The organism is Streptomyces sp. NPDC033216 (assembly GCF_055577115.1).
Map to the genome: position 1 here is coordinate 100,466 of NZ_JBVIQK010000012.1, position 26,506 is coordinate 126,971.

Genomic DNA, 26,506 nt, shown 5'->3' on the forward strand with positions numbered 1-26,506 from the left:
CGGGGGTCGTATCACTCATCACCGGGGTAGCGAGGGGACGACAGGGGGAATCCCTAGGGGGAGGAGCGACGCACCGCCATGGGTGAGGTCTTCGCCGCACGGTACGAACTCGCCGACCCGATCGGCCGCGGAGGGGTCGGCGCCGTCTGGCGCGCCTGGGACCACCGCCGCCGCCGCTATGTGGCCGCCAAGGTGCTCCAGCAGAGCGACGCCCACGCGCTGCTCCGCTTCGTGCGCGAGCAGGCACTGCGCATCGACCATCCCCATGTCCTCGCCCCCGCCAGCTGGGCCGCCGACGACGACAAGGTCCTCTTCACCATGGACCTGGTGGCCGGCGGCTCCCTGGTCCACCTCGTGGGCGACTACGGCCCACTGCCACCCCTCTTCGTCTGCACCCTCCTCGACCAGCTGCTGTCCGGGATCTCCGCCGTCCACGCGGAGGGCGTCGTCCACCGTGACATCAAGCCCGCCAACATCCTGCTGGAGGCCACCGGCACGGCCCGCCCTCGGCTGCGGCTGTCCGACTTCGGCATCGCGATGCGGCTCGGCGAACCGCGGCTGACGGAGACCAACCTGGTGGTGGGAACGCCCGGTTATCTCGCCCCCGAGCAGATGATGGGCGCCGAACCCGACTTCCCCGCCGACCTCTTCGCCGTCGGCCTGGTCGCCCTGTACCTCCTGGAGGGCGCCAAGCCGGACGCCAAGGCGCTCGTCCAGTTCTTCGCGGAGCATGGAACTCCGGTCGCGCCCAGGGGAGTTCCCGAGCCGCTGTGGCAGGTCGTGGCCACACTGCTGCAACCGGATCCCCAGGCTCGCTTCCGCACGGCCACGGGGGCCCGCAAGGCACTGGCCGCGGCCGCCGAGTTGCTCCCCGCTCCCGGCCCGGACGACGAGCAGATCGAGATCTTCGACCAACTCGGTCCTCTGCCAGAGGGTTTCGGGCCACAGGGTCCCCTGAGAACGGCGCCGGGGGTCGCCGGGGCATCCTCGTCGTTCGGGCGGATCTCCGCACGGCGGGACACCACGGGGTCCACGCCCGGCGAGCCGGGTCTCGATCCGTTCCCGGCGTGGCCAGGCACGGGTTCCGTGGCGTCCGAAACCCCGGCCCCGCCCTTCGCACCACCCTCCGTGCCGCCCGCCGTGCGGCCTCCGGCGCCGCCGCAAGGGGCTCCCGCCCCTCAGGGCGGGCCGGGGCCGGGGGAAGGCGCCCTACCACGCGGGGCCGACGCCGACCACGCCGTACCGGCCGGACCGCCCCTGTCCGGCGGGCCGGACGCGGAGGGCTTTCCGGCACCGGCGCCGGCACCGACCGCGCCGCGCCCCTGCGATCCGGGCGATCCTGGCGATCCGGGCGATCAACGTCAGCCGGTGCGGGCCCCGTCCGCCGGTCCGCTCCGCTCCATGTCGGACACCGGCAGCTTCCCTCTCCCGCCTCCTCTGCACCCGGGCGCCCCCACCCCGCACCAGGCCGCCGCTCCGGGCGCTCCGAGCGACTCCACCTTCGTGCTGCCGCCCGCCCGGCGCGCCGACACCTCCACCGCTTCCTACACAGCTCAGGACCCCCAGGTCCGCCCTTCCACGGGCCCTGCCCTCGCACCACCGGAGCGCGTCCGTCGTCGCGGCCACCGCCGTGCCCGGGCGGCCCGGCGTCCCGGCCCGTCCGCCAAGGTCGCGCTGCCGCTCCTGCTACTGGCCCTGGTCTGCTACGCCGTCGGGTTCTGGGCGTTGGCCCGGATCTGAGCGGAGACGCGGCGCCGGGCCGTCACCGTCCACACGCCGAGCACCAGCAGCAGCGCGCTGCCGGTACCGATGCCGCCCACGGCGACCGCCGTCATCGCGGCGTCGCCCCCGGCGCCGTCGTCGGCCGCACCACCGACCGGGATGCTCCTCCCGCCCCGAGAAGCGGTGTCGAAGACGCCACTGGGCACCGACCCGCCCTCGTACCCCGGTCCGACCTGCGCGGCCCCGTCGATCCGGACGCGCAGCTTCACGCCGTAGGGCCCGTCACCGAAGCGTTCGGCGACCTGCGCCGAGAGGTACACGGAGAGGTAGTGGAAGCCCGCGAACCGCAGGCTCTGGGTCGGGTTCGTGGGGGCGTACCGGTTGACGTACCGGACCGGCGGCAGAAGGGGGAGGGAGGTCGACTTCTGGGTGCCGCCGTAGCCGATGCTCGTGTCGGCGATCTCGGCGCGCACCGGGTTGTAGACCGTCAGGTCGAGGGCGGGGACCACGAATCCGGAGTCCGTGCCCGCGCTGTCCAGGTCGACGGTGGCGTACAGCTGCTGTCCCCAGTCGACCGGCACCTTGTAGAAGAGGGTCTGTCCGGGGACGATCTCGTCCCGCCAGACGCCCTGCCCCACGGCGGTCGCGCCGGAGAAGCCCTCGCCGCCCGGCCGGTCCACGGGTTCCCCGACGAGGGGCGCCGGCGTGGCGGAGTTCCACACCTCGGGCACGCGCGTCGCGCCGGCCCCGGCCAACGGCGGCTCGGACACGGGCGTCAGTTCCAGCTCCCAGGGCTGCCCGGCCCCGGTGCTGGTCTCGGTGCGTTCGACCACGAGGAAGTAGGTGCCCGCCTCCCGGCACAGCCCCTTGCCCGCGAGGATCTCGCGCGCCCCCCAGGCGGTGATCGGGTGCGGGTCCCTGGAGGCTCCCACGGTCACGGTGTCGAAGGAGCAGCTGCCGCTGTCGGCGTTCTGCACGGACACCTTGATGCCGTCGCCGCCGGCGAGCGCGGCGCCCGCGGGCGGGACGGCCGTGACGGAGACGTACGCGTTCGAGGCGTCGTCGAGTTCCAGCCGGTAGAACACCTTCTCGCGGCCCGCGAGGACGCTGCGGTAGGTGGTGCCCGGCTCCAGGCGTAAGGCATCGGTGGTGCCCCTGGCGGCGGCGATGCCGCGGGCGTTCCGGTCGAAGGCGTAGGCGGGTGCGTCCGCCGCACCGGTGGCCTCGGCCACGGCCCCCGGCAGGCCGGCCGCGTCCACGCAGAACGCAGCCGCCACGGCGACGGCCCACGCTGCGACCGTCCGCACCACAGCCCCGCGCAGTGCGGTCACCCGCCCCGTACGCCGGCCCATCACACGCCCCCTCGCCCCTCGCCCCTCGTCTCGTCGGCAGCGGTCCCGTCCGGACCCGGCCGTGGGTCATCCTGCCCTGCCGGCCCTCGCGCCGCCCCGCATCCCGTACGAACGTCCGAAACGGCTGCCCCTGACCGGGTCGGCGTCCCCCGCAACACAAAACCCCGACCGCGCGGAGCGGTCGGGGCCTGATCAGTTCTCGGTATCGGTATTCACGAACCCGTGGGCACGGAGTCAGTCGCCTCCGTCCACAGATCCTGCTCGGCGCGATCCGCCTGGATCTGGCGGTACACGAGGAGCCCGCCGATGGCGGCCAGTGCGACCAGGAGAAGCTTCTTCACCGCGCGACCTCGTCTTTCCTTGACGTAGGGGACCTCTGGCGCCCGACTATACACACGGCCGATACCGATCGGTGACCTGCGTCGGCTCCCTCAACTGCCCCGCTCGACAGCCCAGTAGCCGACCTCGCGGCAGGGGAACAACCTCCGGACCGGAGGGTGATCACATCCGCACGGACGGTGACTTCGCCCCGCTTCGGTGAGTTATCTACCCTCTTGCGCCCATACGGGTGGTGTTCATCGGAACAACGCCACGCCACGAGCGTCGGTCCACCACTTCGCGGTCCCCATACACATCATGAGGAAAGTACGCAAATCGCCCAACCCGAAAGTGAGGGGCCATGACCGACAACCGGGTCATGAAGCTGTGGACCGCCATCATCACCGCCTTCCTCGCGCTGTGCACGGCGCTCGGACTCGTCACCACGACCGCCGCGACCGCGGTAGCGCAGAGCGAGCCGACGCGCAACAGCAGCGAGAGCGACAGCGCCGTACCCGCGAACGTGGCGGCGGCGTCCCCCTGGACCTCGCTACTGGCACGGTCCCTGCCCCCCACGATGAAGCAGCGCATCCACGCCGAGGCCCACGGCAAGTCCCCCAGCTGCCGCCAGCGCCCCCTCTCCGAGACGGAACCGGACGACCACCTCACGGCCCCCTGCGAGACCGAGACCGAACCGGCCGCCGAGCCCGCCGCACCCCTCCAGCGCTGACACCCCGGCACACCGTGCCGCACCCCACCACGATCACGACGTAACGGCGAACTTGCGTACAGCCGCATGATGCAGGCCCGGCAGCTCCCCCGGAGCAACCGGGCCTTCGCCATGCCCACTTCCGGCGACGGGCACCCACGCCTCCGCCGAAGGATCGAGGGCGGCGGGACGCGGGAGACGGTCAAGGCCCAGGACATGCCGAAGGCCCGGCGCCCAGCCCCCTGACCCGCCTTTTTTCCGAGCCGGCGTCCAGCACCGCACCCCGCCCCGTCGCTGCGGATCGAATCCTCGCCAAGTCCCCCGGCCGCAGCCTGCGACAGGTGGGCTGACCCGTGGCCGTCCATCGGCGGTCCCGCGACGGCATCCGCATCGACCCCGTCGAGGTCGTCTCGGCTGAGGCTAGGTCATGCCCGGACCAGGCAGCTCAAGGAGCGAGCAGGATGAGTGTGAGAGTGGGCAAGAACGTGCCTACCGCGCTGAGCAGCCAGTAGGTGCGGGCAGGGAGCGAGGTCCGGTGGACAAGGGCACTGTTGGCAGACCACCACAGCATCGCGTACAGACCGACGACGGGTACGACGATCACCAACCACAGCGCCATGCCGTCGTTCTCCGTCGGTTCCGGGTTGTGCCAGCCGGCTGCCAGGAACCACAGCAGCCAGATCGGCACGACCCCCGGTATGCCAAGGAGCAGGTTCACCCCCAAGGCCGTCGGCCACCGGCTGATCATTCGCGCCCCTCCCCGTGATCTACGGGGACAGTACAGCGAGGGTTTTGCGACTCGATCACCAACGGCCGTGCTGCCGCCCTACGGCAGGTGAGCAAGGACAAGGGCGCAGCCTGCACCGCCGCGGGAAGTGATCACCTTCTTTCGCCCGACACGCGCCCACCGCCACTACGCGGCCTGCGTCCTAGCCGACCTCGTACTGGCCGACTTCCAAGAAGTGGCGCAGCGCTTCCGGGGTGTTGTCGTCGAGGGCAGCGCCGGCCGCCGCGCGAAGGGCGTCGCTTATGCCGGGGCTGGCGAGGAGCCGGGAAACAGCGACCCGGTCGTCCTCGGCCTGAGCGAGGCGGTAGCCCGTCTCCAACCAAGCGCGCGTCTCCTCCACGGTGCCGCTGTCGAGGAGCCGGTTGACCTCCGCAATGACGCGTCTGCCGCTGTCCGGGTCGGAGAGAATCCTGGCGAGCGCGACCTGGTCGTCCTCGGCCTGAGCGAGGCGGTGGCCCGTCTCCAACCAAGCGCGCATCTCCTCCACCGTGCCGCTGTCCAGCAGCGCGTTCGCCTCCTGGATCACACGCTTGCCGCTGCCGGGAGCGGCGAGGACACGGGCTATCGCCACACGCAGGTCGTCCGCACCCATCTCGTCGTAGGGCGAGCTGGGCAGCGCGACGGCGACGGCGGGGGCAACGGAGGCGGCCATGGACGGCGTGGCAAGTAACACCACCGGGGCAAGAGCGCCTGCGGCCACAGCGAGGATCACGCGAGTCGATCTCATGAGGTCATCCTTTGTCATGTACAAGGAGTGCGGAGCTGGGATTGTCTCAGAAGGGGATGGGCTGGTGCATCGCCCCGACCAGACGACCTTCGCCGATCACGCCCGCCAGTGGCTCGCATCACTGTGGCTGCTCCGAGGCAGGACGCTCGGTGCCACCGCACGAACGACCTTGCAGCCCTGGGTCGCGTCCGCTCAGCTCTGCCTGGGTCGACTGCGTCGGGATGGGCCCCGTATCGGCCCGGCTCGGCCTGCCCGCACCGATGACAGACGCCATCGCCGCTCAACTCCTGCACACACGCACCGGCCTGGCTACGGATGGCCACCCCCACCTGGTGGGCGACGGGGAGCGCGAGGCCGTGACGACGCTCGCCGACCTGCTCGAAGCCCGCTCATCGGTCGATGTCACCCGCAGATCGCAAAGACCCCCGGCCCAAGAGGACCGGGGGTCTTTCGCTGGTGGGGCTAACAGGATTTGAACCTGTGGCCTCATCCTTATCAGGTCGATCACCGCGACCATCCAACCTCGCTCGACCCTAGAAACAACCAGCACGAGGGGTCGCGCAGGTACGTAACTGATCGGCAGCGTTCGGCGCTGTTGGTGTCAGAGGCTGATGTCAGCTTGCGCCCTTGGCCTTGACAGGCTGACCTCATAGAGCGCGCAGGCGTCGACTCTTCGGCACGAAGATCGTGTTCTGTGCAGCTTCAGCGAAGCCAGCCATCTGGGCAATTTCGTCAACGGTGAGTCCTTTGTCCACCATGGCATCGCCGATGGACTGAGCAAGAGCAGGTGTCTCCGGCACGAGTTCGTCACTCAAGGGCTCGCGTGTCCGCCACCCCTTGCTGCTGAGCTGCTTGTACAGGTACTCGCGTTTGCTCGCAGTGATCGTATCGAGCCGGTATGCCTGCTCAATCAGCGCTTGCATAGATGTACCCCATTCGCGCTTCAGATCATGGAGGCGCCCCAGAGTGAGGTTCCGAAGCTGCGGACGGATGACCTCTTCCGGCATCAGGAACTCTGCGGCGAAGCGCGTCGCTTGATCCTCCATGTCAGGGGTGACCTCGTATGCATGCAGGCACAGGTGGCCAAGCTCATGCCCCAACGTGAGGCGGAGCCTGTCGGTCGGGGCTGTCAGGTTGATCAGGACGATGGGGTAGTCATCAACCCATTGCGAGAGCCCATCGACCCGTGATGTCGCGAAGTCCTCCGCCAAGATCATGCACCCAGCAGCCTCCATCCACCGGGCCACTGAGCGCACAGGCCCGATGGGCATACGCCATTGCATCCGTACCATCCGGGCAGCTTCAGCAGGATCCGTCTCGACTGGGTCGAAGCGCGGCACTTGCTGATTCGCTTTAAGCGAGACTTCCTCCATCAGGTGGCGCACGTGCATCCGGTACATGTTGAGCTTTGCTTCAAGCTGGCGCCACGTAGTGGCCTTTGCGGTAGCTCGTCGCCGCATGTGCGCGTCTACTGCCATCGCACCGCGCACAGAGCCTGCCGCCCGCAAGAAGGCAGGTGTCAGTCCAAGTGCTGCGGCCAAGCGGGCCAGAACATCCTCGTCCGGCTCACGCATGCCGTTCTCGTAGCGAGACAGGGCGGCCTGCGTCACGCCGGCCGCCGCTGCCAACTCTTCCTGAGTCAGTCCCTGTGCCCGGCGAGCAGTAGTGATCGCTTCGCCGAGGGCGGTCATGTGCCCACTTCTCCCTTAGTGCTGGTGCCAGAACCTGCGTCGGGCAGGTCGATGATGGGAAGACCCGGCTCGGGCTCGGTGGGACGAATCGGCTGAGCAGGTACACCGATGGTGCCTGTGCCCGCATCCGGCAATGTGACGAGCCAGATGACATCCTCTTCGCCATCTCGGAGCGACAGAACCGCGTCTCCCATGGAACGGCTGTCAGCATCCCACTCGTAGCCCGCGATCAAGCGGACTTCTTCCAGGCCAGAGAACGTTTCCTGCTCGCCTTGAGCGTAGAACTCCAACGCCGTCTGCGTAGCGTAGCTGCTGACCCTGCCGTCGAGACGGTGCCTCTTCACTCGCAGCCGGTAGTTGAATCCGACGGTGATCTCACGCGTCGGCTCACGGTCGCTGAGCCCGATGCCAGGCAGGTCGTCGAACTCAGCGCACAGGTTGGCCCACAGTCTGTCGTGGATCCAGTTCGCCAGACCGCGCTCACTGCTGTCGGAAACCCATGACGTGTGGCTCTCGCGATAGTCAGCGAGATCTTTACGCGTCTTCGTGACGGCGCGAGCCAGACCGCCGGTGACCTTGTCACCGAGGTCAGCAAGCACATCCTCCGAACCTGGATAGGATTTCATGCCAGAAAATATACCGCCTGCAAGACGCCTGATGTCCAGCGTTCACGGTCAGCTTTTCGTGGCGTTCTGGTCTGCTGGACCGTACCGGGTGGCACTGACAACCCTCGGGGCCTCCGGGGTGACGGTCAGCCGCCTTGCCCCCTCACACCCACCACTCCCCAGCTCCCATCCCGTCCGCCGTCGACCCACACACCGTGGAGCGGGCGTGGTCCATGGCGTCCAGGTGGAGCGCGCCACTGTACGAACGACCTGGACGCCATGGGCCGCGTCTGCTCGGCTCTGCCTGGGTCGATGGTGGACGGGATGGGAGCACCCCGCGCACGCCACTACGAACCCGCAGCCGGGAACGGCGCCCCCTCCATCCCGGTGCCGGCCGATCCCCCGCCGGAGGCATCCGTCTTGACCGTGGGCCGCTCTGTACGGGGATCGACTCATGGCTTCCGGCCCTATCCACATGTGGGCGCGCGTCGGCGGCGGCAGCGCCGAGCGGGCCGAAGGCAGGAGCGCGGGCGCAGCCAGAGCCGGGAAGCGCGCCCGGCGGAGCGGAGCGCAGCCGGGGCTTGATGAGGTAGAGAAACCTGTAACAGCTCAGCTCACGCCGCATCGGTCGGCCAGCTCCCGCAGCGCATCGGGCACGCGGCGCCCCGAAAGCTGGATGAGTTCGCGAACGATCTCGCGGGCCAAGTGGTGGTCACGGATTTGCTCGGGTGCGAGGGTCTCGGCGTCCACAAGGGCTGCGGTTGCCTCACCGACGTGCCGGCGCTGCGAATGGGCACGCGCCACATCAAGCAGAAAGCGCGCTTGCCGTTCGGCAGAGAGCCCGTCGGCATCGACCTCTGTCGCGATCTCCAACGCGAGACCTGCATCTCCCAGCTCCACGGCGGTGCTCACCGCATGGATCTTGACGTTTGTGGGGCCGAACTCGGTGTCGAAGTCGTTGCGGTCCTCGCCCAGTCGCGTTGCGATCCCCTCGGCTCGGCTGAGGTGCTGGTGGGTCTCCGCACGGTTGCCTTCGCGCGCATTGATCACGGCAAGCACTAGGTTCATGGCGCCGAGGAGCGACAGTTCCTCTGGTGGGCAGGCGGGGTCTTCGGCCCGCGGGTCCAGCACCCTGACGGCCGACTCGGCAGCCTGCTCGGCCTGGTCCATGTGCTGTTGCCGCATGAATGCGTGAGCCATGCGAAAGAGGCTGGCCACCACCTCCAGCGGCTGGCCGGCCATCTCGGCAGCCTGAAGCGCGCGGTCTGCGGCCACCCATGCGGCGTCTGCTTGGTCCTGCCTGGTGAAGCTCGCGGCAGCTACCTGGTAGGTGCGCGCACGGAGTGAGTGCAATTCAGCTCGGTCGGCCGCTGGCGCGTGACGAACTGCCACTTCGATGGCTGGCAACAACTTGGCGAGATGGTCACTCAGAGCCGCGAAGCTCGATGCATGTACGAACTCCCATGCCTCGTCGACGAGGGCGCGGAACTCGGCGAGCGTGGGGACGGGGGAACTGGGTTCGCGGTCGAAGAGGCTGGCCAACGCTGGATGCCCGGTAAGGGCGACGCGTAGTCCGTCTAGGTCGTTGCTCTCTGGTTCGGGGATCTCTTCCGCGGCATCTGCCGGGGAGGACGCCGCGTCGGGGCGAACCTCGCGTACCGAAACACCCAGGGCGTCGGCAAGGGCCTGAAGGATGGACAGGCGCTCCACAGGCTGAACACCGCGCTCGACTTGGGACACCCAACTCTCGGACCGGCCCATGGCAGCAGCGAGGTCGCTTTGAGACATGCCGGTTGCCCGCCGCAGTTCCTTGATCCGCTGCCCAGTTGTTGGTGTGGGGGTGGTCACTGGGCGGCCTCGTGCGGGTACTTGCCGGCGTACGTCTGGAGCCAGTCCACCTCTGTCTTCTCGACGTACCGCGTTCGCTCGCTGAGGAATCGCAGCGTGTGCGGCTGCCGCTCGTGCTCGTCGAACGCGGCTCGGTCGGCGTAGATCTCGAAGAAGACCCGCTCATTGGGGGCACCTTCGACTGTGTGGCAGGCGTAGACCAGCGTCCCCGGCTCGTGCGCCTGGATTCCGGCTTCGGTCTCCTTCACGAGGGCGTCGAAAGCTTCCGTCATGCCCTCGCGCAGAGTGAATCGGACGAAAAGGCCAAAATTAGCCATAACTCCTCCTTCTTCTCATGCTCAGTCTGGCAGAGTCAGACTTTTACTGCTACTCGCAGATTTTCTGTTGACCCGCAGAAAAACTGCGAGTAGCTTCGGTGGTGTCAGAAAACAAGGCACCCCGGACTACGTGCCATCCGCCAAGATCACAACGCAGTCCGGGGCTCATCCCTCAAGGGAGAACTCCATAATGCCGTCGTTCAAGATTGACCTCTCCACCGCTGTGGTGTTCGTGGCGACCGCGCCGGAACCGAAGATGGCGAACAAGAAGACCGGCGAGCGGGCCATCGACCGGGAGACCGGTGCGAGTCTCTCGACCGTGGGCCTGCTCGTCTCCGACGAGGGGGAGGGCAACCTCTACCAGGTGACCGTCCCGGAGACGGGCTACCCGGAGGGCCTGGCGCCGGGCATGCCTGTGCGCGTGGTCGGCCTCAAGGCGCGGGACTGGGAGAACACGTTCAACGGCGAGAAGCGGCACGGAATCTCGTTCCGCGCGGTCGCGATCACGGCGGCGGCCTGACCATGACCAACCTGACGATGTGGCTGGAGGCCACGGGAGCCTTAGCGGGTGGCGGTGGTCTCGGCTACGCGAAGGTGCGCGCTCCGCGGGTGTACTGGTCGCTGGTCGGGCTGCCTGTGACCTGGGGGCGGTTCGTCTTCTCGTACCGGTCGACGATGGACGTGTGTGGTCTGACGGTGCAGCCGTCCGGTCTGCGGGCGTTCATGACCCGCAACGTCGCCCGCCGTGAGGTGCAGCCGGTACCGCCGAAGATCCGCCGGGTGCGGGCCACGTCGACCGGGCTGCGGGTGACCCTGCGGCTTCCGGCCGGCCTGGAGCCCGCCGACCTGATGGCCTCCTCGGAGCGGCTGCGTCACGCCTGGGGCGTCCACTCAGTGACCGTGGTGGAGAAGAAGCCCGGTTTCGTCGAACTGCGGATGACCGGCTACGACGTACTGCGCAAGGTGCGCATGCCGCGCAAGGCCCGCCCGCACGGCATGGTCGTACCGGTGGCGCTGCGGGAGGATGCGACCGCGTTCGAGCGGGACTACCGCAACGCGCCGATGGCGCTCACCCTCGGCGCCAACCAGTCGGGCAAGTCGATGTACTTGCGCAATCTGATCAAGGGTTTGGCGCAACTGCCGGTCGCGCTGGTCGGCGTGGACTGCAAGCGCGGTGTGGAGCAGTACGCCTTCGCGCCGCGCTTGTCGGCTCTGGCGACCACTCCGGATGAGGCGGCTTCGCTGCTGGCGGTCTTGGTGGCGGAGATGGAAGACCGCTTCGACCTGCTGAGCCGACATGGTGCCTCGGACCTGTGGGAGCTGCCCGACGCGGTGCGGCCGGTGCCGGTGATCGTTCTGGTCGACGAGATCGCGGAACTCTTCCTGATCTCCTCGCGCAAGGATGAGGAACGGCGCGAGCGGATCGTCACCGCGTTGATCCGTCTGGCGCAGATGGCGCGCGCGGCCGGCATCTACCTGGAGATCTGCGGGCAGCGCTTCGGCTCCGACCTCGGCAAGGGCGCCACCATGCTGCGTGCCCAGCTCACCGGCCGTGTCGTGCACCGGGTCAACGACAAGCAGACCGCCGAAATGGGCCTCGGTGACGTGGCTCCGGACGCGGTCCCGGCCGCGAGCCTGATTCCGATGGAGCGCCCCGGTACCGCTGTCGCGGCGGACGCCTCCGGCGGTTGGTCGAAGATCCGTACCCCGGAAGTCTCCAAGGCCGAAGTGGTCGCGGTCTGCCGGGAGTTCGCTCACCTCGTCCCGGCTCTGCCGTTCCTGGATCCGTTCCGGCCGTTCGCGCCCGCTGAGGTACCGGCGCCCGGTCCGTCGCTGGTCAAGGCCCGCCCGGTAACCGAGTAACACCCCCTGCTCCACGGTCGGCGCGACCGCTCCCGCGCCTGGTCCCTACCCCCGCCATGCCTGGAACCGGGAGGAACCCCATGGCCCGCAAGCACTGGTACGACTACGACCCGGCCGAACGCGACGACGCCAACCGGCTCGGGGTCCTGTTCGAGACCTTCCTCGATCACCTGCACTTCCACCCCGAGCGGGACGCCTTCACCACCGCGCTCAGTGACGCCTTCGACGCGGAGTTCACCCACCGCGCCGCCGGTGTCTACCCGCCCGCCGGCCACGGTTACCCCCGGCTGGAGGCCTGACCACCATGCCCAGGAAGAAGACCACCACCCCGGCGCCTCCGAGCTGCCCGGTCTGCCAGGGCTCGGGGGAGGTCTCTCGGACCGTGCACGTCGGCCGCAAGCGCCGGGCCGTCGGTGAACAGACCGGCCTGTGCCTCAACTGCCTCGGCTCCGGTGAAGCCCCGACCGAATGACTCCCGCCGGGGTCGGGCGACCGGACACCGCTGGTCGCCCGCCCCGGCCCGACTCCCCTTCGAAGGGAGGTGCCGCACATGTCCCGCTCGATCCGCCTGGACGCGGTCCTGATCCAAGCCGTCATCGCCGGCGCGCTGTCCTTCGCCCACCTGCACGACCTGGCCGAAGCCGCCGGACAGACCGGCTGGAAAGCCTGGGCCTACCCGATCTCCGTTGATCTCCTCCTGGTCGCTGCCTGGCGCCGACTGCGCACGGCCCGCGGGGACGGCTCCGCCTGGACCTGGTTCGTCATCGCCCTGATCGCCTCGCTCGGCGCGAACGTCGCCACCGCCGGACTCCTCGACCTCGACCACGTCCCGGCCTGGCTGCGCATCCTCGTCGCCGGATGGCCCGCCCTGGCCTTCCTCGGCGGAACCCTCCTGGTCCACACCCCCACCGCACCGGCCGCCCGCCCACAGCCTGTGGACGAAGTGGCGGCTCCGGAAGTCGAGATGGACCGCACCGACACCCCAGCCCCGACCCCGCCCGCGGACGTGCCGGAACTCGACCCCGCCCCCGCGCAGCCCGCCCCCGATGCCCCGACGGTCCCGGCCGCGCTGCTGGACCACGCCCGCAAGCTCGCCGACACCCACCGGGCGACGACCGGCACCCCCATGCCCGCCGAAGTCCTCTCCGCCCGGCTCGGCCTGCCCGCACCGATGACCGACGCCATCGCCGCACAACTGCAACTCACCTGATCAGACAGGAGATCGACCATGCCCGTACGTCGCCGCTTCCGCGACCGCATCCGCATCGGCCCCGTCGAGGTCGCCACCTTCTACGACGGACGCGGACGCGACATGCACACCGCCGCCTGCACCGCCCCCCGCTGCGGCTTCTCCGCCGACTACCACAGCCGCGCCGCCGCCGAACTCGCCGCCCGCACCCACCGCTGCAAGGCCTAGGAGAACCCTCGTGGACGTTCCGCTCTGGCTCGCCCTGCTCGCCGTCGGCGCGCTCGGCATCAAGCTCGCCCGCCCGCCGTGGTGGCTCATTGCCGTGCTCCTCCTGGGCGGCTACCTCGTCGCCGACAGCTTCCTCGCCCCCGCCGTCAGCACCGTCGTCAAGTAGCAGAAGGGACCCGCCCTCGTGCTCACGCCCAAGTACCCGCGCCCCGACATGGCGCCGCCCCCGGCGGCCACCGCGCCGACCGCCCACACGCCGGTCCCCATCGCCCCGGACCCGGTCGTCCCCGCGGCCCCGGTCTCGCACCGGCCGGTCGTCCACCTCACCCCCGGCGGCGCGCTCGCTCTCGCCGCCGGCGGAGGCGCCGTGGTCCTCGTTGTCGGCGCGGTCCTCGTCTCGCTCCTGCTGGCGGTCGCCATCACCGGGGTCTCGGTCGCCGTGGTCGCCGTCGTGCTGCGTCTGCTCGTCAACGACCTGCACAAGGGGCGGTGAGCCGTGGACACCGTGATCGTCGCCGCGTTACCCGCGCTCGGCTGGGCCGTCCACGGCGGTCTCCTCGCCCGCCGCCTGGCCACCGCTCGCCGCGACCCCCTGACCGGCCTGCACACCCGCGCCGGATGGACCGCCCGCGCCGAACACCTCCTTCACCGGCACCCGGCCGCGCTGGTCCTCCTGGTCGACCTGGACGACTTCAAGGCCGTCAACGACACCCACGGCCACGCCGCCGGAGACGCGGCCCTCACCGCAACCGCCCGCCGCCTGCGTGACTGGTGCGGCCGCCACGGCATCGCCGCCCGCCTCGGCGGAGACGAGTTCGCCGCCATCGTCACCGACCCCCACCACACCCCCGGCCTCGCCGCCCTGCGCACCGCTCTGGCCCGGCCCGTCCCGCGCGACGGCAGCCTCCTGCCGGTCTCCGCCTCCGTCGGCGCCTGCCACCGCGCCGACCTGCCCGTGCCCGCCCTCACCGACGCCCTCACGGCCGCCGATGCCGCGATGTACGCGGTCAAGGGCCACGGCCGCCGCAACACCCACCACTGACCTCGGAAAGAAGGATCCATGGGCCTCTTCAGCCGCAAGAACAACGACACCGAACCCGCCCGCGACGACCGCATGGCCGAACTGGGCCGTGACTACGCCATCGCCCGCCGCCACCGCGACACCCGGGCCATGAACCGCATCATGCGCGAGATCGGCACCGACAAAGACGTCACCGACCTCCGCGACTTCCGCGCCGGCCAGGACTCCTACGACGCCATCCCGCCGATCCCCCGCGGACGCAACCGCCGCCGGTAACCGGCACCCGGAGCGGCCTCGGTCGCCAAACTTCCGCCACTCCGGGCGCCTTCCCGCCTTCCAGATCCAACGGACCCGAAAGGGAAGCCCCATCATGCCCCAGCACGCCCCGAACACGCCCGTCTGCCGCGACTGCGACGGCTTCCCGACCGTCGCCGTCACCACCGGCCTGCGCCTGCCGGACGGCACCCGCCAGACGTTCACCGTCGCCTGCTCCGCCTGCCGGGGCACGGGCCACAACCGTCCCGCCGCCCTCGCCCGGACCGGGAGGTAGCGGCCGTGGCTCTCCTCGACTGGCGCTCCCCGGAGCACTTCGACCACACCGGCGACCAGCCGTGTGTGCTCTGCGACAAGCCGACCCCGTTGCGCTCGGACCGGGGCAAACCCGTCCACAAGGTGTGCGCCGAGGACTGGTTCGACCGCCACCCGCTGAAGGAGGACAACCAGTGAATATCGCGCTCCCCAACGGCCTGCGGGTACTGGACCTCTTCTGCTGCCAGGGCGGCGCCAGCATGGGCTACCACCTCGCCGGCTTCGACGTGACCGGCGTCGACCTCACCCCGCAGCCCCGCTACCCCTTCCGCTTCATCCAGACCGACGCCCTCTCCTTCGTCCGCAAACACGGCGCCGAGTTCGACTTCATCCACGCCTCGCCGCCCTGCCAGCGCTACACCCTCGCGCAGCGCATCCAGCACCGAGAACACCCCGACCTGATCGCCCCCACCCGCACCGTCCTGGAGGCCACCGGCCGGCCGTGGGTGATCGAAAACGTGGAAGAAGCGGCCCCCGAACTTCGGGTCCCAATCACCCTGTGCGCGGCCGTGTTCGGGATGCACACCTACCGCCACCGGCTCTTCGAGACCGGCGGCGGCTTCACCTTCACCCCGCCCCGCCACCGCAAGCACACCGCGCCCCTGACCAAGATGGGCCGCCCTCGCGCTGAGGGGCACTTCGCCCACTACGTCGGCAACTTCTCCGGCGTCCAGGAGGCCCGCGACGACATGCGCGTGCCCTGGATGAACCGCGACGGCATCCGCGAGTGCATCCCACCCGCCTACACCGAATGGATCGGCCACGCCCTGTATGCCTCCCTGCTGGAGGTCGCCGCGTGACCGATGCCGCCACCGCGGCAGGCCTGGACCCGGCCACCCTCGCCGACGTGCTGAGGCTGGCCGGGTCCACCGGCTTCGACCGCCTCCAGGAACAGCTCCGCCGCACCGGAGGCTGCGCCGCCCCCATCCACCTGCACGGCTCCACCGTCACCCGCGACCGCGCCACCGGCCACGTCCTGCACCACTACTCCACCGACACCGAACCCGGCGGACGGCTCCGGATCGCCTGCGGCAACCGCCGCGCCTCCCGCTGCCCCGCCTGCGCCTGGACCTACGCCGGCGACACGTACCACCTCATCCGTGCCGGCCTCGTCGGCGACCTGGCCAAGGGCACCCCGCAGACCATCCGGGATCACCCCCGCGTCTTCGCCACCCTCACCGCCCCCTCCTTCGGCCCGGTCCACAACCGCCCCGGCACCCGGCCCTGCCGCTGCGGCACCCGCCACGCCGAGGACGCGCCCGAACTCGGCACCCCCCTCGACCCGAGCACCTACGACTACGCGGGCGCGGTGCTGTGGAACAACCACGCCCCCGACCTGTGGCGGTACTTCACGATCTACCTGCGCCGCGAGATCGCCCGCCGCACCGGCCTCACCCAGAAGGACGCCCACGAACAGTCCCGCGTCTCCTTCGGCAAGGTCGCCGAGTACCAAAAGCGCGGGGCCGTCCACTTCCATGCCGTGATCCGCTTCGACGGACCCGACGGACCGGACTCCCCGCCCCCGGTCTGGGCCACCCTCGACCTCCTCACCGACGCCATCCGGGCCGCCGCCGCCCGCGTCGCCGTCGACGTGCCCCCGGCCGGTGACCAGCCCGCCCGCACCCTGCGCTGGGGCACCCAGCTCGACGTGCGCACCATCCGCGCCTTCGGCGACGGCGAGGAGATCACCGAACAGGCCGTGGCCTCCTACCTCGCCAAGTACGCCACCAAAGCCGCCGAGACCACCGGCACCGTGGACCGCCGCATCGGCAACAAAGAGGCCCTCGCCCTCCTCGGCGTCCCCAACCACCCGGCCCGGCTCATCGCCGCCTGCCTCGACCTCCACGCGCTCTACCCCGACCGCAAGCTCCGCGACTGGGCCCACATGCTCGGCTTCCGCGGCCACTTCTCCACCAAGTCCCGCCGCTACTCCACCACCCTCGGCGCCCTCCGCCAGACCCGCGCCGACTACCGCGCAGCCCAGCAGCGCGAAGCCCTCGGCCTGCCCGACCCTGACGCCCCGGAGGCAACCACCCTGACCCTCGCCCACTGGACCTACGCCGGCCACGGCCACACCCCCGGCGAATCCTGGCTCGCCGCCAACATCCGCCGCGACATCCAACACAACCGCGAGACCGCCCGCGAAGAGCTACCCGGCCTGCTCGACCTGGAAGGAGCTGCCACATGACCTCCGCTGTCCCGGAGCTGCTGACCGTGCCGGAGGTGATGGCGCGGCTCAAGGTCGGCCGGACCAAGGTCTACGACCTGATCCGTACTCACCGCCTGGTCTCCATCAAGGTCGACGGGTGCCGGCGCATCCCGAGTGACGCGGTGCGCGACTTCATCACCAGCCGGATCGGGGAGGCTGCCTGATGGCCAAGCGTCGCCCCAACGGCGGGGGCACCATCACCAAGCGCAAGGACGGCCGCTATCAGGGGGCCGCGTACGTCACTGACACGGACGGCAATCGCGTACGGAAGTACGTCTACGGGGCCACGTGGGATGAGGCGAACGAGAAGCTCGGCAAGCTCCAGGACCAGGAGCGCAACGGCATCCCGGTGCCGTCCCGGTCCTGGACGCTCGGCGAGTGGCTGGCCTACTGGCTGGAGCACATCGTCGCCCCGGAACGCGAGCACAACACGTACGTGAAGTACGAGTCCAAGGTGCGGCTCTACCTAATGCCTCACCTCGGGAAGAAGCCACTGGTCAAACTCACCCCTGCGCAGATCCGCGCCTTCATGGCCACGCTGACGCGGGAGAAGGTCGGCGCCTCGGCCCGCTTCGAGGTGCTCCGCGTCCTCCGTAACGCTCTCAACCGGGCCATGCGCGAGGAGCTGGTCACGCGCAACGTCGCCCTCCTGGTCGACATGCCCAAGGTGAGCAAGGACAAGGGCACGGCGTGGAACGCGCGGGAAGCGATCGCGTTCCTTCGCTCAGTCCGCGCTCACCGCCTCTATGCGGCCTGCGTCCTGGTCCTGGTCCTCGGGCTGCGCCGCAGCGAGGTGCTCGGGCTGCGCTGGCAGGACATCGACTTCGAGGCCGGCCGCTTCATCCCGGTCAAGCAGGTGCAGCGAGTCAAGGGCGTGGGCCTGGTCCTCAAGGACCTCAAGACGGAGTCCTCACAGGCTGTGCTCCCGCTCCCGGCGTTCTGCGCCCGTGTCCTCGAGGAGCGCCGGGAGCTTCAGGAGCTGGAACGGAAGATCGCCGGTGAGCGCTGGGCGCAGGAGCCGGGCCAGGACCTGATCTTCTCCTCCGAAGACGGCGGGATGATCGACCCGGTGGGCTTCTCCCGCACCTTCGACAGGCTCGTCAAGCGGGCCGGTGTGCGCCGGATCACGGTCCGCCTCGCCCGACACACCTGCGGGACCCTGCTCGCCTTCCTGAAGGTGCATCCCAAGGTCGCCCAGGCGATCCTCCGGCACAGCCAGATCAGCATGACCATGGACGTCTACACGCACGTCGTCGGCGACAGTGAGCGGGAAGCTGTCGGCATGCTCGCCGAGCTTCTGGAAGATCCACTCATCGGCTGATGTCAGCCATGGATGTCAAAGACCCCCAGCCGGTATCGACTGGGGGTCTTCTCGCTGGTGGGGCTAACAGGATTTGAACCTGTGGCCTCATCCTTATCAGGGATGCGCTCTAACCAACTGAGCTATAGCCCCGCCGCGCTTTGCGGTGTGTGTCCCGCGCGCTGACCCCTGAAGATTAGCGCACGACGCGGGCAGTCCCAAAATCGGTTCTCGCCCGAGGCTCGGCGGAGTCAGGAACGACGGTGGCCACCACGTCACTCGTCTTCGGCGAGGGTCAGCTCGACGCCGCCCACGAAGCCCGCGGAGAGGTTGTAGATGAACGCGCCGAGCGTCGCGAGGGCCGTCGCCAGGACGACGTCGATGACCGCGATGATCGCCGTGAACAGCAGGACGTTGGGCAGGGAGAGGAAGGACTGGAGGTCGAAGCCGTTCGACTCGTTGGAGCCGGTCGCCTCCGAGATCGTGCCGCCGACCGTCGAGAAGACGCCCATCGCGTCCATGACCATCCACAGCACGGCGGCCGCGATGATCGTGCAGATGCCCAGCGCGATCGAGAGCAGGAAGCTGACCTTCATCACCGACCACGGGTCGGCCTTCGCCACCCGCAGCCGGGCCTTGCGCACCCGGGGCGTGGTCCGGGCGCCGGTGCGCGGTCGGCGGACCGCGTCGGCCGGGGCGGGAGTCGAGTAGGCCTGCGGCGGGTGGTAGGGCCCGGCGGGCTGCTGCCCCTGGCGTTCGCCGGGCAGCGGGGAGACCTGCTGGGTCTCGGGACCGGCCTGCGGCTGCGCCTTGGCGCCGGCGGCGGCCTGGCCCGCTCCGGCGGCGTACTGCTGGGTCTGCGAGCCTCGGGTGTCCGTCACGGTTACCCCCTGGGATCCATGCGTGTCGGGCGAGTGCGAGTCGGTCGCGGGGGACTTGATCGCCTGGAGGTTGGTCGTGTGCGGATCCGTCACGCGCGCGTCGGCCGCTCGGGCGTCGGTTCCCCGCCCGTCGGTGGGACGCGCGTCGGCCGTACGCGCGTCCTTGTCCACCGCGGCGGAGCCACGGCCGCCGTCCGTTTCCTTACCGGCAGAGGTGCCGGCCGAAGGGCCGGCAGAGGTGCCGGCCGATGTTCCGACCGAACCGGCGCCCGTGGCTCCGCTCACGATGACTCACTCCTCGTGCTACTCGGTCGAGGGCGCCTCACCCTCGTCCGTGCCGCTGGTCGCGGCGTCCTCGGCGATGTCGTCCACGGCGATGTCGCCGTCGACCTCCTCCGCCTCGCGCCCCGCCTCGGCGTTACGTGCGATGCCGACCACGGCATCGCGCTTGCCCAGGTTGATCAGTTGGACGCCCATGGTGTCACGGCCCGTCTCCCTGACCTCGTTGACTCGCGTACGAATCACACCGCCGGACAGCGAGATGGCGAGGATCTCGTCAGTCTCCTCGACGATCAGCGCGCCGACCAGTGAGCCGCGGTCCTCGACGATCTTGGCAGCCTTGATGCCGAGGCCGCCGCGACCCTGGACGCGGTACTCGTCGACGTTGGTGCGCTTCGCGTACCCGCCGTCTGTGGCAGTGAACACGAACGTACCGGGTCGAACAACATTCATCGAGAGCAGCTCGTCGCTCGAACGGAAACTCATGCCCTTCACGCCGGAGGTGGCGCGGCCCATCGGGCGCAGTGTGTCGTCCGAGGCGGTGAACCTGATCGATTGAGCCTTCTTGCTGATCAGCAGCAGATCATCGTCGGCCGAGACCAGTTCGGCTCCGATCAGCTCGTCGTCGGATCCGTCCTCCCGCTCCCGCAGGTTGATCGCGATGACACCGCCGGAACGCGGCGAATCGTAATCCTTCAGAGGCGTCTTCTTGACCAGACCGCCCTTGGTGGCCAGGACCAGGTACGGCGCTGCCTCGTAGTCGCGGATCGCGAGGATCTCGGCGATCGCCTCGTCCGGCTGGAAGGCCAGCAGGTTCGCCACGTGCTGTCCACGCGCGTCCCGCCCGGCGTCGGGCAGCTCGTACGCCTTCGCGCGGTAGACGCGGCCCTTGTTCGTGAAGAACAGCAGCCAGTGGTGCGTGGTGGAGACGAAGAAGTGGTCGACGATGTCGTCTTCCTTCAGCTTCGCGCCCCGTACGCCCTTGCCGCCGCGCTTCTGCGCCCGGTAGTCGTCGGTCTTGGTCCGCTTGACGTAGCCACCGCGCGTGACGGTGACGACGATGTCCTCCTCGGCGATGAGGTCCTCGATGGACATGTCACCGTCGTAGGGGATCAGCTGGGTCTTGCGCTCGTCGCCGTACTTCTCGACGATCGCGGCCAGCTCCGCGCTGACGATGCCGCGCTGACGGACCGGCGAGGCGAGGATCTCGTTGTACTCGGTGATCTTCGCCTGGAGTTCGTCGTGCTCCTGGACGATCTTCTGGCGCTCGAGGGCGGCCAGGCGGCGCAACTGCATCTCGAGGATGGCGTTCGCCTGGATCTCGTCGATCTCCAGGAGGTCCATCAGGCCCGTGCGCGCGATGTCGACGGTGTCGCTGCGCCGGATCAGCGCGATGACCTCGTCGATGGCGTCCAGGGCCTTCAGCAGACCCCGCAGGATGTGCGCCCGCTCCTCGGCCTTGCGCAGCCGGAACCTCGTACGCCGGACGATGACCTCGATCTGGTGCGTCACCCAGTGCCGGATGAACGCGTCCAGGGAGAGCGTGCGCGGCACGCCGTCGACCAGCGCCAGCATGTTGGCGCCGAAGTTCGTCTGGAGGTCGGTGTGCTTGTAGAGGTTGTTCAGGACGACCTTGGCGACCGCGTCCCGCTTGAGGACGATCACCAGGCGCTGACCCGTGCGCGACGAGGTCTCGTCCCGGACGTCCGCGATGCCGCCGATCTTGCCGTCCTTCACCAGGTCGGCGATCTTCTGCGCGAGGTTGTCCGGGTTGACCTGGTAGGGCAGCTCGGTGACCACCAGGCACTGGCGGTTCTGGATCTCCTCGACCTCGACGACCGCGCGCATGGTGATGGAGCCACGGCCCGTGCGGTACGCCTCCTCGATGCCCTTGCGGCCGACGACGAGGGCGCCGGTCGGGAAGTCGGGGCCCTTGATGCGCTCGATCAGCGCGTCCAGCAGCTCCTCGTGCGAGGCCTCCGGATTCTCCAGGTACCACTGGGCACCGGCCGCGACCTCGCGCAGGTTGTGCGCGGGGATGTTGGTCGCCATACCGACCGCGATACCGGCCGAACCGTTGATCAGCAGGTTCGGGAAGCGGGCCGGCAGGACGGTCGGCTCCTGGGAGCGGCCGTCGTAGTTGTCCGTGAAGTCGACGGTCTCCTCGTCGATGTCGCGGACCATCTCCATCGACAGGGGCGCCATCTTGCACTCGGTGTACCGCATGGCCGCCGCCGGGTCGTTGCCCGGCGAGCCGAAGTTGCCGTTGGAGTCCACGAGCGGCATGCGCATCGACCACGGCTGCGCGAGGCGGACCAGCGCGTCGTAGATCGAGGAGTCGCCGTGCGGGTGGTAGTTGCCCATGACGTCGCCGACCACGCGGGCGCACTTGTAGAAGCCGCGCTCGGGGCGGTAGCCGCCGTCGTACATGGCGTACAGGACGCGGCGGTGGACGGGCTTGAGGCCGTCCCGCACGTCCGGCAGCGCACGCGAGACGATGACGGACATCGCGTAGTCGAGGTACGAGCGCTGCATCTCCGTCTCGAGCCCGACGGGCTCGATGCGCATGGCGATGTCGCCGCCCTCTTCAGGGGTGACGGGAGTGTTCTCGTCGGTCATTGCTGGTGTTGATCCTTCCTGGTCCGGTCAGCTGAGACCGACTCAGATGTCGAGGAAGCGGACGTCCTTGGCGTTGCGCTGGATGAAGGCGCGACGCGCCTCGACGTCCTCGCCCATCAGGACCGAGAACAGGTCGTCGGCCTGGGCGGCGTCGTCCAGGGTGACCTGGCCGAGGACGCGGTGCTCCTGGTCCATCGTCGTGATGCGCAGCTCCTCGGCGTTCATCTCGCCGAGACCCTTGAAGCGCTGGATGGAGTCCTCGCGCACCCGCTTGCCGCGCTGGCGGCCCATCTCGATCAGCGCGTCGCGCTCGCGGTCGGAGTAGGCGTACTCGATGTCGTCCCGGCCCCACTTGATCTTGTAGAGCGGGGGACGCGAGAGGTACACGTGCCCGGCCTCGACCAGCGGCCGCATGAAGCGGAACAGGAAGGTCAGCAGCAGGGTGCTGATGTGCTGGCCGTCGACGTCGGCGTCCGCCATCAGGATGATCTTGTGGTAGCGGAGCTTCTCGATGTCGAAGTCCTCGTGCACGCCGGTGCCGAAGGCGGAGATCAGTGCCTGGATCTCCTGGTTCTGGAGGATCTTGTCGATCCTGGCCTTCTCGACGTTGAGGATCTTGCCGCGGATCGGAAGGATCGCCTGGTACTGCGGGTTTCGGCCGGACTTGGCCGAGCCGCCGGCGGAGTCACCCTCGACGATGAAGATCTCGCACTTGGTGGGGTCGTTCGACTGGCAGTCGGAGAGCTTGCCCGGCAGGGACGCCGACTCCAGCAGGCCCTTGCGGCGCGTGAGGTCGCGGGCCTTGCGGGCCGCCACGCGCGCGGTGGCCGCCTGGATGCCCTTGCGGACGATGTCGGCCGCCTCGACCGGATTGCGGTCCAGCCAGTCGTTGAGGTGCTCGTAGACCGCCTTCTGGACGAAGGTCTTCGCCTCCGTGTTGCCCAGCTTGGTCTTGGTCTGGCCCTCGAACTGGGGTTCGCTCAACTTCACCGAGATGATCGCGGTCAGACCCTCGCGGATGTCGTCACCCGTGAGGTTGTCGTCCTTCTCGCGCAGCAGCCTCTTGTCGCGCGCGTACTTGTTGACCAGGTTGGTCAGCGCCGCGCGGAAGCCCTCCTCGTGCGTACCGCCCTCGTGCGTGTGGATGATGTTGGCGAACGAGTACACACCCTCGCTGTAGCCGCTGTTCCACTGCAAGGCCACCTCGAGGGACAGGGCCTTGTCCTTGTCCTCGGCCTCGAGGTCGATGACGGTGGGGTGCACCACGTCTCCCTTGCGGGAGTTGAGGTACTTCACGAAGTCGACGATGCCGCCCTCGTAGTGGTACGTGACGGTCTTGACCTCGTCCTTCGCGTCGGCGCCCGCCTCGTCCGCACCCGTCACGGCCTTCGCCGACTCGCGCTCGTCAGTGAGCTTGATCGTCAAACCCTTGTTGAGGAACGCCATCTCCTGGAAACGCCGGGACAGCGTCTCGAAGGAGTACTCCGTGGTCTCGAAGATGTCGCCGTCGGCCCAGAAGGTGACCGACGTGCCGGTCTCCTCGGTGGCCTCGTGCTTGGCCAGCGGGGCCGTCGGGACACCCATCTTGTAGTCCTGCGTCCAGCGGTGTCCGTCGGTCTTGACCTCGACGGAGACCTTGGACGACAGGGCGTTCACGACGGAGACGCCCACGCCGTGCAGACCACCGGAGACCGCGTAGCCGCCGCCGCCGAACTTGCCGCCCGCGTGCAGCACGGTCAGCACGACCTCGACGGCCGGCTTCCCCTCGGAGGGGACGATGCCCACCGGGATGCCACGGCCGTTGTCGACGACACGGACACCGCCGTCGGCCAGGATCGTCACGTCGATGGTGTCCGCGTGCCCGGCCAGCGCCTCGTCGACGGAGTTGTCGACGACCTCCTGCACCAGGTGGTGCAGGCCGCGCTCACCCGTGGAGCCGATGTACATACCGGGTCGCTTGCGGACTGCGTCCAGGCCCTCGAGGACGGTGATGGCGCTGGCGTCGTAGGAGGCCGTGACCTCGCTGCTGGAGGTCGCGGCCTCGCTGGTGACGCCGGCGTCGGTGGACGGGATGTTCTCGTTGGGGTTGCCGGAATCGGCCACGAAGCGCCCTTTCTGGCACAGCACGAGCCGGGCTCGTCGGCGGGTTGCCGGAGCGGCTGCGGCATGTTGCGTTGGTAAGCCTTGATCAGCGTTGCTCAGCGTTTCCCGGGCGGTCCCCACGTTTGGGGCGGGATTGGCTTCCAGTCTACCGGTAGCGCCGACAGTGATGGGGGTTTGCGGGTACCTCAGTACGCATGTGCCGCCCTCAACCGGCATCCACCGGGTCCCCATATACGGAGCGGGGCTCCAAGAGGCTCACGGAGGCACTCAGCGCTTCCGGGTGTCAACCCTTGGCTACGGGCCAGTAAGCTCCGGATTCGCCGCCCCGTCCGCAGCGTTGACGGGCCCGTCCGAACCGGGTCCGGACCCCGCGCGGGCGGCACAGGGCCGTACAGGGCGACGGCCGGAGCGGCAGTACCGCACGCCCCCGGCCGGAGGGCGTGACACAAGTCACCCGTAGGTGTCGCCGGGGCCCTTGCTGCCCGGGGCCCGCAGAGGGCCGTAGCGCCGCGGCGGACCCGCCGGTCCCTGGACCCTGATCTGCCGCACCCTGCCCTGGCCGAGGTCCTCGTTGAGGCGGGCGACCAGGGTCGGGGCGAGCAGCCGCAGGTTCGTCGCCCAGGCCGTGGAGTCGCAGCGCACGAACAGCACCCGCTCGTCCTCGTCGTACCGCTCCGGTTCGCAGTGCTTGGCGACGTCCTCGCCGACGATCTGCGGCCAGCGCCCCGTCACCCCGCCCACCGCGGCCGGCGCCTCCCAGCCGCGCTCGGTGAGGAGCCGGTTGATCGCCGCACCGAGCGCCATGGGATCGCGGCCGTCCGCGCGCGCGCCGGACCGCAGGCCGCCCCCGCGCCGCGCCTGCTTCTTCTGCTGTGCCGCGTCTCCACGCGCGCGTGCCTGCTCGCGCGCCGCCCGCAGTGCCACGCGTGCGAGGTCGACACCGGAGGGCTCGGGCGTCTTCTTCGGCTCCTGCGTCGTCATACGCGCTCCACCGTCCCCTCCGCCACGGCGTACCGCGCGCCCGCGAGCACATGCGGTACGTCGTCGTCCACGGCGGCGGTGACCAGCACCTGCTCGCCCGGAGCGACCAGCTCCGCCAGCCGCTCCCGCCGCCGGGTGTCCAGCTCCGCGAAGACGTCGTCGAGGATGAGGACCGGCTCGTTGCCCTCGGCCCGTAGCAGGTCGTAGGAGGCCAGCCGCAGGGAGAGCGCGTAGGACCAGGACTCGCCGTGGGAGGCGTACCCCTTGGCGGGCAGCTGACCGAGTTTGAGCAGCACGTCGTCCCGGTGGGGGCCCGCGAGGGTGACACCCCGCTCGATCTCCTGCTTGCGGACGTCGGCGAGCGCGCCCAGCAACTGCTCGTAGAGGTCCTCGCGCGTGTGCGCCTCGCCCGGCGCCGACGCCTTGTACTCCAGCGCGACCGGACCGCCGCCGGGAGCCAGCTGCTCGTACGCCTTGTCGGCGAGCGGCTGGATCGCGGCCACCAGGTCGAGACGCTGGGCGAGCAGCTCGGCACCCACGCGCGCGAGGTGCTGGTCCCACACGTCGAGCGTGGACAGGTCCAGGGTCCGCCCACCGTGCCGACGGGCCAGCGCGGCGGACTTCAACAGGGTGTTGCGCTGCCTGAGCACCCGTTCGTAGTCGGAGCGCACGCCCGCCATCCGCGGAGAGCGCGCGGTGATCAGCTCGTCGAGGAACCGGCGCCGCTCACCCGGGTCCCCCTTCACCAGAGCGAGATCCTCGGGCGCGAACAGCACGGTCCGCACGATCCCCAGCACGTCACGCGGCTTGACCTGCGAGGACCGGTTGATGCGGGCACGGTTGGCCCTGCCGGGGTTCAGCTCCAGCTCGACCAGTTGCTGCCGCTCGCCCTGCCGGACCTGCGCCCGGACGACGGCGCGGTCGGCGCCCATGCGGACCAGGGGCGCGTCGGAGGCGACCCGGTGACTGCCGAGGGTGGCGAGATAGCCGACCGCCTCGACGAGGTTCGTCTTGCCCTGCCCGTTGGGGCCCACGAAAGCGGTGACGCCCGGGTCGAGCGGGACTTCGACCCGGGCGTACGAGCGGAAGTCGGCCAGCGACAGATGCGTGACGTGCATGGTCGTATCGCCGACCTCCCGCGGCGTCGTGGACCGCCGGTACGGTCCTGG

At 69.6% G+C, this 26,506-nt stretch carries 31 protein-coding genes and 1 tRNA gene; 18 read left to right on the plus strand and 14 right to left on the minus strand.

The window, feature by feature from the left end; translation table 11 throughout:
• Nucleotides 1-78: 78 nt before the first annotated feature.
• Nucleotides 79-1,740 (plus strand): serine/threonine-protein kinase, encoded by a 1,662-nt coding sequence (locus ACZ5Y0_RS22365; protein WP_469130449.1) that lies wholly within the window; start codon nt 79-81, stop codon nt 1,738-1,740.
• Here ACZ5Y0_RS22365 and ACZ5Y0_RS22370 read toward each other — a convergent pair.
• Together ACZ5Y0_RS22370 and ACZ5Y0_RS22375 are read right to left on the minus strand one after the other, a co-directional pair.
• Nucleotides 1,704-3,074: a hypothetical protein gene (locus ACZ5Y0_RS22370; RefSeq protein ID WP_469130450.1), complete on the minus strand. Its 1,371-nt coding sequence runs from the start codon at nt 3,072-3,074 to the stop codon at nt 1,704-1,706. The genes ACZ5Y0_RS22365 and ACZ5Y0_RS22370 overlap by 37 nt on opposite strands.
• 212 nt (nt 3,075-3,286) lie before the next feature.
• A complete protein-coding gene (locus ACZ5Y0_RS22375) occupies nt 3,287-3,415 on the minus strand; it encodes a DLW-39 family protein (protein WP_003999697.1) in 129 nt (42 codons plus the stop codon).
• A gap of 338 nt (nt 3,416-3,753) precedes the next feature.
• Here ACZ5Y0_RS22375 and ACZ5Y0_RS22380 point away from each other — a divergent pair, with 338 nt between their 5' ends.
• Complete coding sequence (locus tag ACZ5Y0_RS22380; RefSeq protein ID WP_469130451.1) at nt 3,754-4,122, plus strand: DUF6344 domain-containing protein; 369 nt, start codon at nt 3,754-3,756, stop codon at nt 4,120-4,122.
• Between the two features lie 424 nt (nt 4,123-4,546).
• Here ACZ5Y0_RS22380 and ACZ5Y0_RS22385 read toward each other — a convergent pair whose 3' ends face one another.
• The 6 genes from ACZ5Y0_RS22385 to ACZ5Y0_RS22410 form a co-directional block, all read right to left on the minus strand.
• The gene (locus ACZ5Y0_RS22385; protein ID WP_469130452.1) at nt 4,547-4,819 is read right to left on the minus strand and encodes a hypothetical protein; all 273 of its coding nucleotides are present in this window, start codon (nt 4,817-4,819) and stop codon (nt 4,547-4,549) included.
• Nucleotides 4,820-5,030: 211 nt separating this feature from the next.
• A complete protein-coding gene (locus ACZ5Y0_RS22390) occupies nt 5,031-5,615 on the minus strand; it encodes an ALF repeat-containing protein (protein ID WP_469130453.1) in 585 nt (194 codons plus the stop codon).
• Nucleotides 5,616-6,262: 647 nt separating this feature from the next.
• The gene (locus ACZ5Y0_RS22395) at nt 6,263-7,306 is read right to left on the minus strand and encodes a helix-turn-helix domain-containing protein (RefSeq protein WP_469130454.1); all 1,044 of its coding nucleotides are present in this window, start codon (nt 7,304-7,306) and stop codon (nt 6,263-6,265) included.
• Nucleotides 7,303-7,932: a hypothetical protein gene (locus ACZ5Y0_RS22400; protein ID WP_469130455.1), complete on the minus strand. Its 630-nt coding sequence runs from the start codon at nt 7,930-7,932 to the stop codon at nt 7,303-7,305. The genes ACZ5Y0_RS22395 and ACZ5Y0_RS22400 overlap by 4 nt, the downstream gene beginning before the upstream one ends.
• A gap of 588 nt (nt 7,933-8,520) precedes the next feature.
• Nucleotides 8,521-9,759, minus strand: coding sequence for a helix-turn-helix domain-containing protein (locus ACZ5Y0_RS22405; protein WP_469130456.1), 1,239 nt, complete (start codon nt 9,757-9,759; stop codon nt 8,521-8,523).
• Nucleotides 9,756-10,076, minus strand: a complete 321-nt coding sequence (locus ACZ5Y0_RS22410; RefSeq protein ID WP_469130457.1) for a putative quinol monooxygenase — start codon at nt 10,074-10,076, stop codon at nt 9,756-9,758. The genes ACZ5Y0_RS22405 and ACZ5Y0_RS22410 overlap by 4 nt, the downstream gene beginning before the upstream one ends.
• 190 nt (nt 10,077-10,266) lie before the next feature.
• Between ACZ5Y0_RS22410 and ACZ5Y0_RS22415 the strand changes: the two genes are divergently transcribed.
• The 16 genes from ACZ5Y0_RS22415 to ACZ5Y0_RS22490 all read left to right on the plus strand — a co-directional run bounded on the left by ACZ5Y0_RS22415 (nt 10,267) and on the right by ACZ5Y0_RS22490 (nt 18,495).
• Nucleotides 10,267-10,596: an SCO3933 family regulatory protein gene (locus tag ACZ5Y0_RS22415; RefSeq protein WP_397647263.1), complete on the plus strand. Its 330-nt coding sequence runs from the start codon at nt 10,267-10,269 to the stop codon at nt 10,594-10,596.
• A 2-nt stretch (nt 10,597-10,598) separates the two neighbouring features.
• On the plus strand, nt 10,599-11,939 hold the full coding sequence (locus tag ACZ5Y0_RS22420; RefSeq protein WP_469130458.1) for an FtsK/SpoIIIE domain-containing protein: 1,341 nt from the start codon (nt 10,599-10,601) through the stop codon (nt 11,937-11,939).
• Nucleotides 11,940-12,019: 80 nt separating this feature from the next.
• Nucleotides 12,020-12,238, plus strand: coding sequence for a hypothetical protein (locus tag ACZ5Y0_RS22425; RefSeq protein ID WP_386710264.1), 219 nt, complete (start codon nt 12,020-12,022; stop codon nt 12,236-12,238).
• Between the two features lie 5 nt (nt 12,239-12,243).
• A complete protein-coding gene (locus ACZ5Y0_RS22430; RefSeq protein WP_469130459.1) occupies nt 12,244-12,411 on the plus strand; it encodes a hypothetical protein in 168 nt (55 codons plus the stop codon).
• A gap of 78 nt (nt 12,412-12,489) precedes the next feature.
• The gene (locus tag ACZ5Y0_RS22435; protein ID WP_469130460.1) at nt 12,490-13,149 is read left to right on the plus strand and encodes a DUF2637 domain-containing protein; all 660 of its coding nucleotides are present in this window, start codon (nt 12,490-12,492) and stop codon (nt 13,147-13,149) included.
• A gap of 18 nt (nt 13,150-13,167) precedes the next feature.
• The gene (locus tag ACZ5Y0_RS22440; RefSeq protein WP_469130461.1) at nt 13,168-13,356 is read left to right on the plus strand and encodes a mobile element transfer protein; all 189 of its coding nucleotides are present in this window, start codon (nt 13,168-13,170) and stop codon (nt 13,354-13,356) included.
• A 10-nt stretch (nt 13,357-13,366) separates the two neighbouring features.
• On the plus strand, nt 13,367-13,522 hold the full coding sequence (locus ACZ5Y0_RS22445) for a hypothetical protein (RefSeq protein WP_366058296.1): 156 nt from the start codon (nt 13,367-13,369) through the stop codon (nt 13,520-13,522).
• Between the two features lie 18 nt (nt 13,523-13,540).
• Nucleotides 13,541-13,849 carry a SpdD protein gene (locus tag ACZ5Y0_RS22450; RefSeq protein WP_469130462.1) on the plus strand — a complete coding sequence of 103 codons (309 nt, stop codon included), beginning with the start codon at nt 13,541-13,543 and terminating at the stop codon, nt 13,847-13,849.
• A 3-nt stretch (nt 13,850-13,852) separates the two neighbouring features.
• On the plus strand, nt 13,853-14,398 hold the full coding sequence (locus ACZ5Y0_RS22455; protein ID WP_469130463.1) for a GGDEF domain-containing protein: 546 nt from the start codon (nt 13,853-13,855) through the stop codon (nt 14,396-14,398).
• A gap of 18 nt (nt 14,399-14,416) precedes the next feature.
• On the plus strand, nt 14,417-14,653 hold the full coding sequence (locus ACZ5Y0_RS22460) for a hypothetical protein (RefSeq protein ID WP_469130464.1): 237 nt from the start codon (nt 14,417-14,419) through the stop codon (nt 14,651-14,653).
• Nucleotides 14,654-14,747: 94 nt separating this feature from the next.
• Nucleotides 14,748-14,927, plus strand: coding sequence for a hypothetical protein (locus ACZ5Y0_RS22465; RefSeq protein ID WP_469130465.1), 180 nt, complete (start codon nt 14,748-14,750; stop codon nt 14,925-14,927).
• Between the two features lie 5 nt (nt 14,928-14,932).
• Nucleotides 14,933-15,103, plus strand: coding sequence for a hypothetical protein (locus tag ACZ5Y0_RS22470; RefSeq protein WP_469130466.1), 171 nt, complete (start codon nt 14,933-14,935; stop codon nt 15,101-15,103).
• Entirely contained in the window at nt 15,100-15,765 is a 666-nt protein-coding gene (locus ACZ5Y0_RS22475; protein ID WP_469130467.1) for a methyltransferase domain-containing protein, read from the plus strand. Before ACZ5Y0_RS22470 ends, ACZ5Y0_RS22475 begins: the two co-directional genes overlap by 4 nt.
• The gene (repSA, locus tag ACZ5Y0_RS22480; RefSeq protein ID WP_469130468.1) at nt 15,762-17,153 is read left to right on the plus strand and encodes a replication initiator protein RepSA; all 1,392 of its coding nucleotides are present in this window, start codon (nt 15,762-15,764) and stop codon (nt 17,151-17,153) included. Before ACZ5Y0_RS22475 ends, repSA begins: the two co-directional genes overlap by 4 nt.
• Nucleotides 17,150-17,338 (plus strand): helix-turn-helix domain-containing protein, encoded by a 189-nt coding sequence (locus ACZ5Y0_RS22485; RefSeq protein ID WP_366058292.1) that lies wholly within the window; start codon nt 17,150-17,152, stop codon nt 17,336-17,338. The genes repSA and ACZ5Y0_RS22485 overlap by 4 nt, the downstream gene beginning before the upstream one ends.
• Entirely contained in the window at nt 17,338-18,495 is a 1,158-nt protein-coding gene (locus ACZ5Y0_RS22490; RefSeq protein WP_469130469.1) for a tyrosine-type recombinase/integrase, read from the plus strand. The genes ACZ5Y0_RS22485 and ACZ5Y0_RS22490 overlap by 1 nt, the downstream gene beginning before the upstream one ends.
• Before the next feature lie 55 nt (nt 18,496-18,550).
• On the opposite strand, the gene ACZ5Y0_RS22495 is transcribed toward ACZ5Y0_RS22490, so the two are convergent.
• From ACZ5Y0_RS22495 to recF, 6 genes are all read right to left on the minus strand, one after another.
• A tRNA-Ile gene (locus ACZ5Y0_RS22495) sits at nt 18,551-18,627 on the minus strand.
• A gap of 122 nt (nt 18,628-18,749) precedes the next feature.
• The gene (locus ACZ5Y0_RS22500) at nt 18,750-19,640 is read right to left on the minus strand and encodes a DUF3566 domain-containing protein (RefSeq protein WP_469130470.1); all 891 of its coding nucleotides are present in this window, start codon (nt 19,638-19,640) and stop codon (nt 18,750-18,752) included.
• Between the two features lie 18 nt (nt 19,641-19,658).
• Nucleotides 19,659-22,253, minus strand: coding sequence for a DNA gyrase subunit A (gene gyrA / locus ACZ5Y0_RS22505; RefSeq protein WP_469130471.1), 2,595 nt, complete (start codon nt 22,251-22,253; stop codon nt 19,659-19,661).
• A 42-nt stretch (nt 22,254-22,295) separates the two neighbouring features.
• On the minus strand, nt 22,296-24,380 hold the full coding sequence (gyrB, locus tag ACZ5Y0_RS22510) for a DNA topoisomerase (ATP-hydrolyzing) subunit B (RefSeq protein ID WP_469130472.1): 2,085 nt from the start codon (nt 24,378-24,380) through the stop codon (nt 22,296-22,298).
• A gap of 426 nt (nt 24,381-24,806) precedes the next feature.
• Nucleotides 24,807-25,337, minus strand: a complete 531-nt coding sequence (locus ACZ5Y0_RS22515; protein ID WP_469130473.1) for a DciA family protein — start codon at nt 25,335-25,337, stop codon at nt 24,807-24,809.
• Nucleotides 25,334-26,455, minus strand: a complete 1,122-nt coding sequence (gene recF, locus ACZ5Y0_RS22520) for a DNA replication/repair protein RecF (protein ID WP_469130474.1) — start codon at nt 26,453-26,455, stop codon at nt 25,334-25,336. Before recF ends, ACZ5Y0_RS22515 begins: the two co-directional genes overlap by 4 nt.
• Between the last annotated feature and the right edge of the window lie 51 nt (nt 26,456-26,506).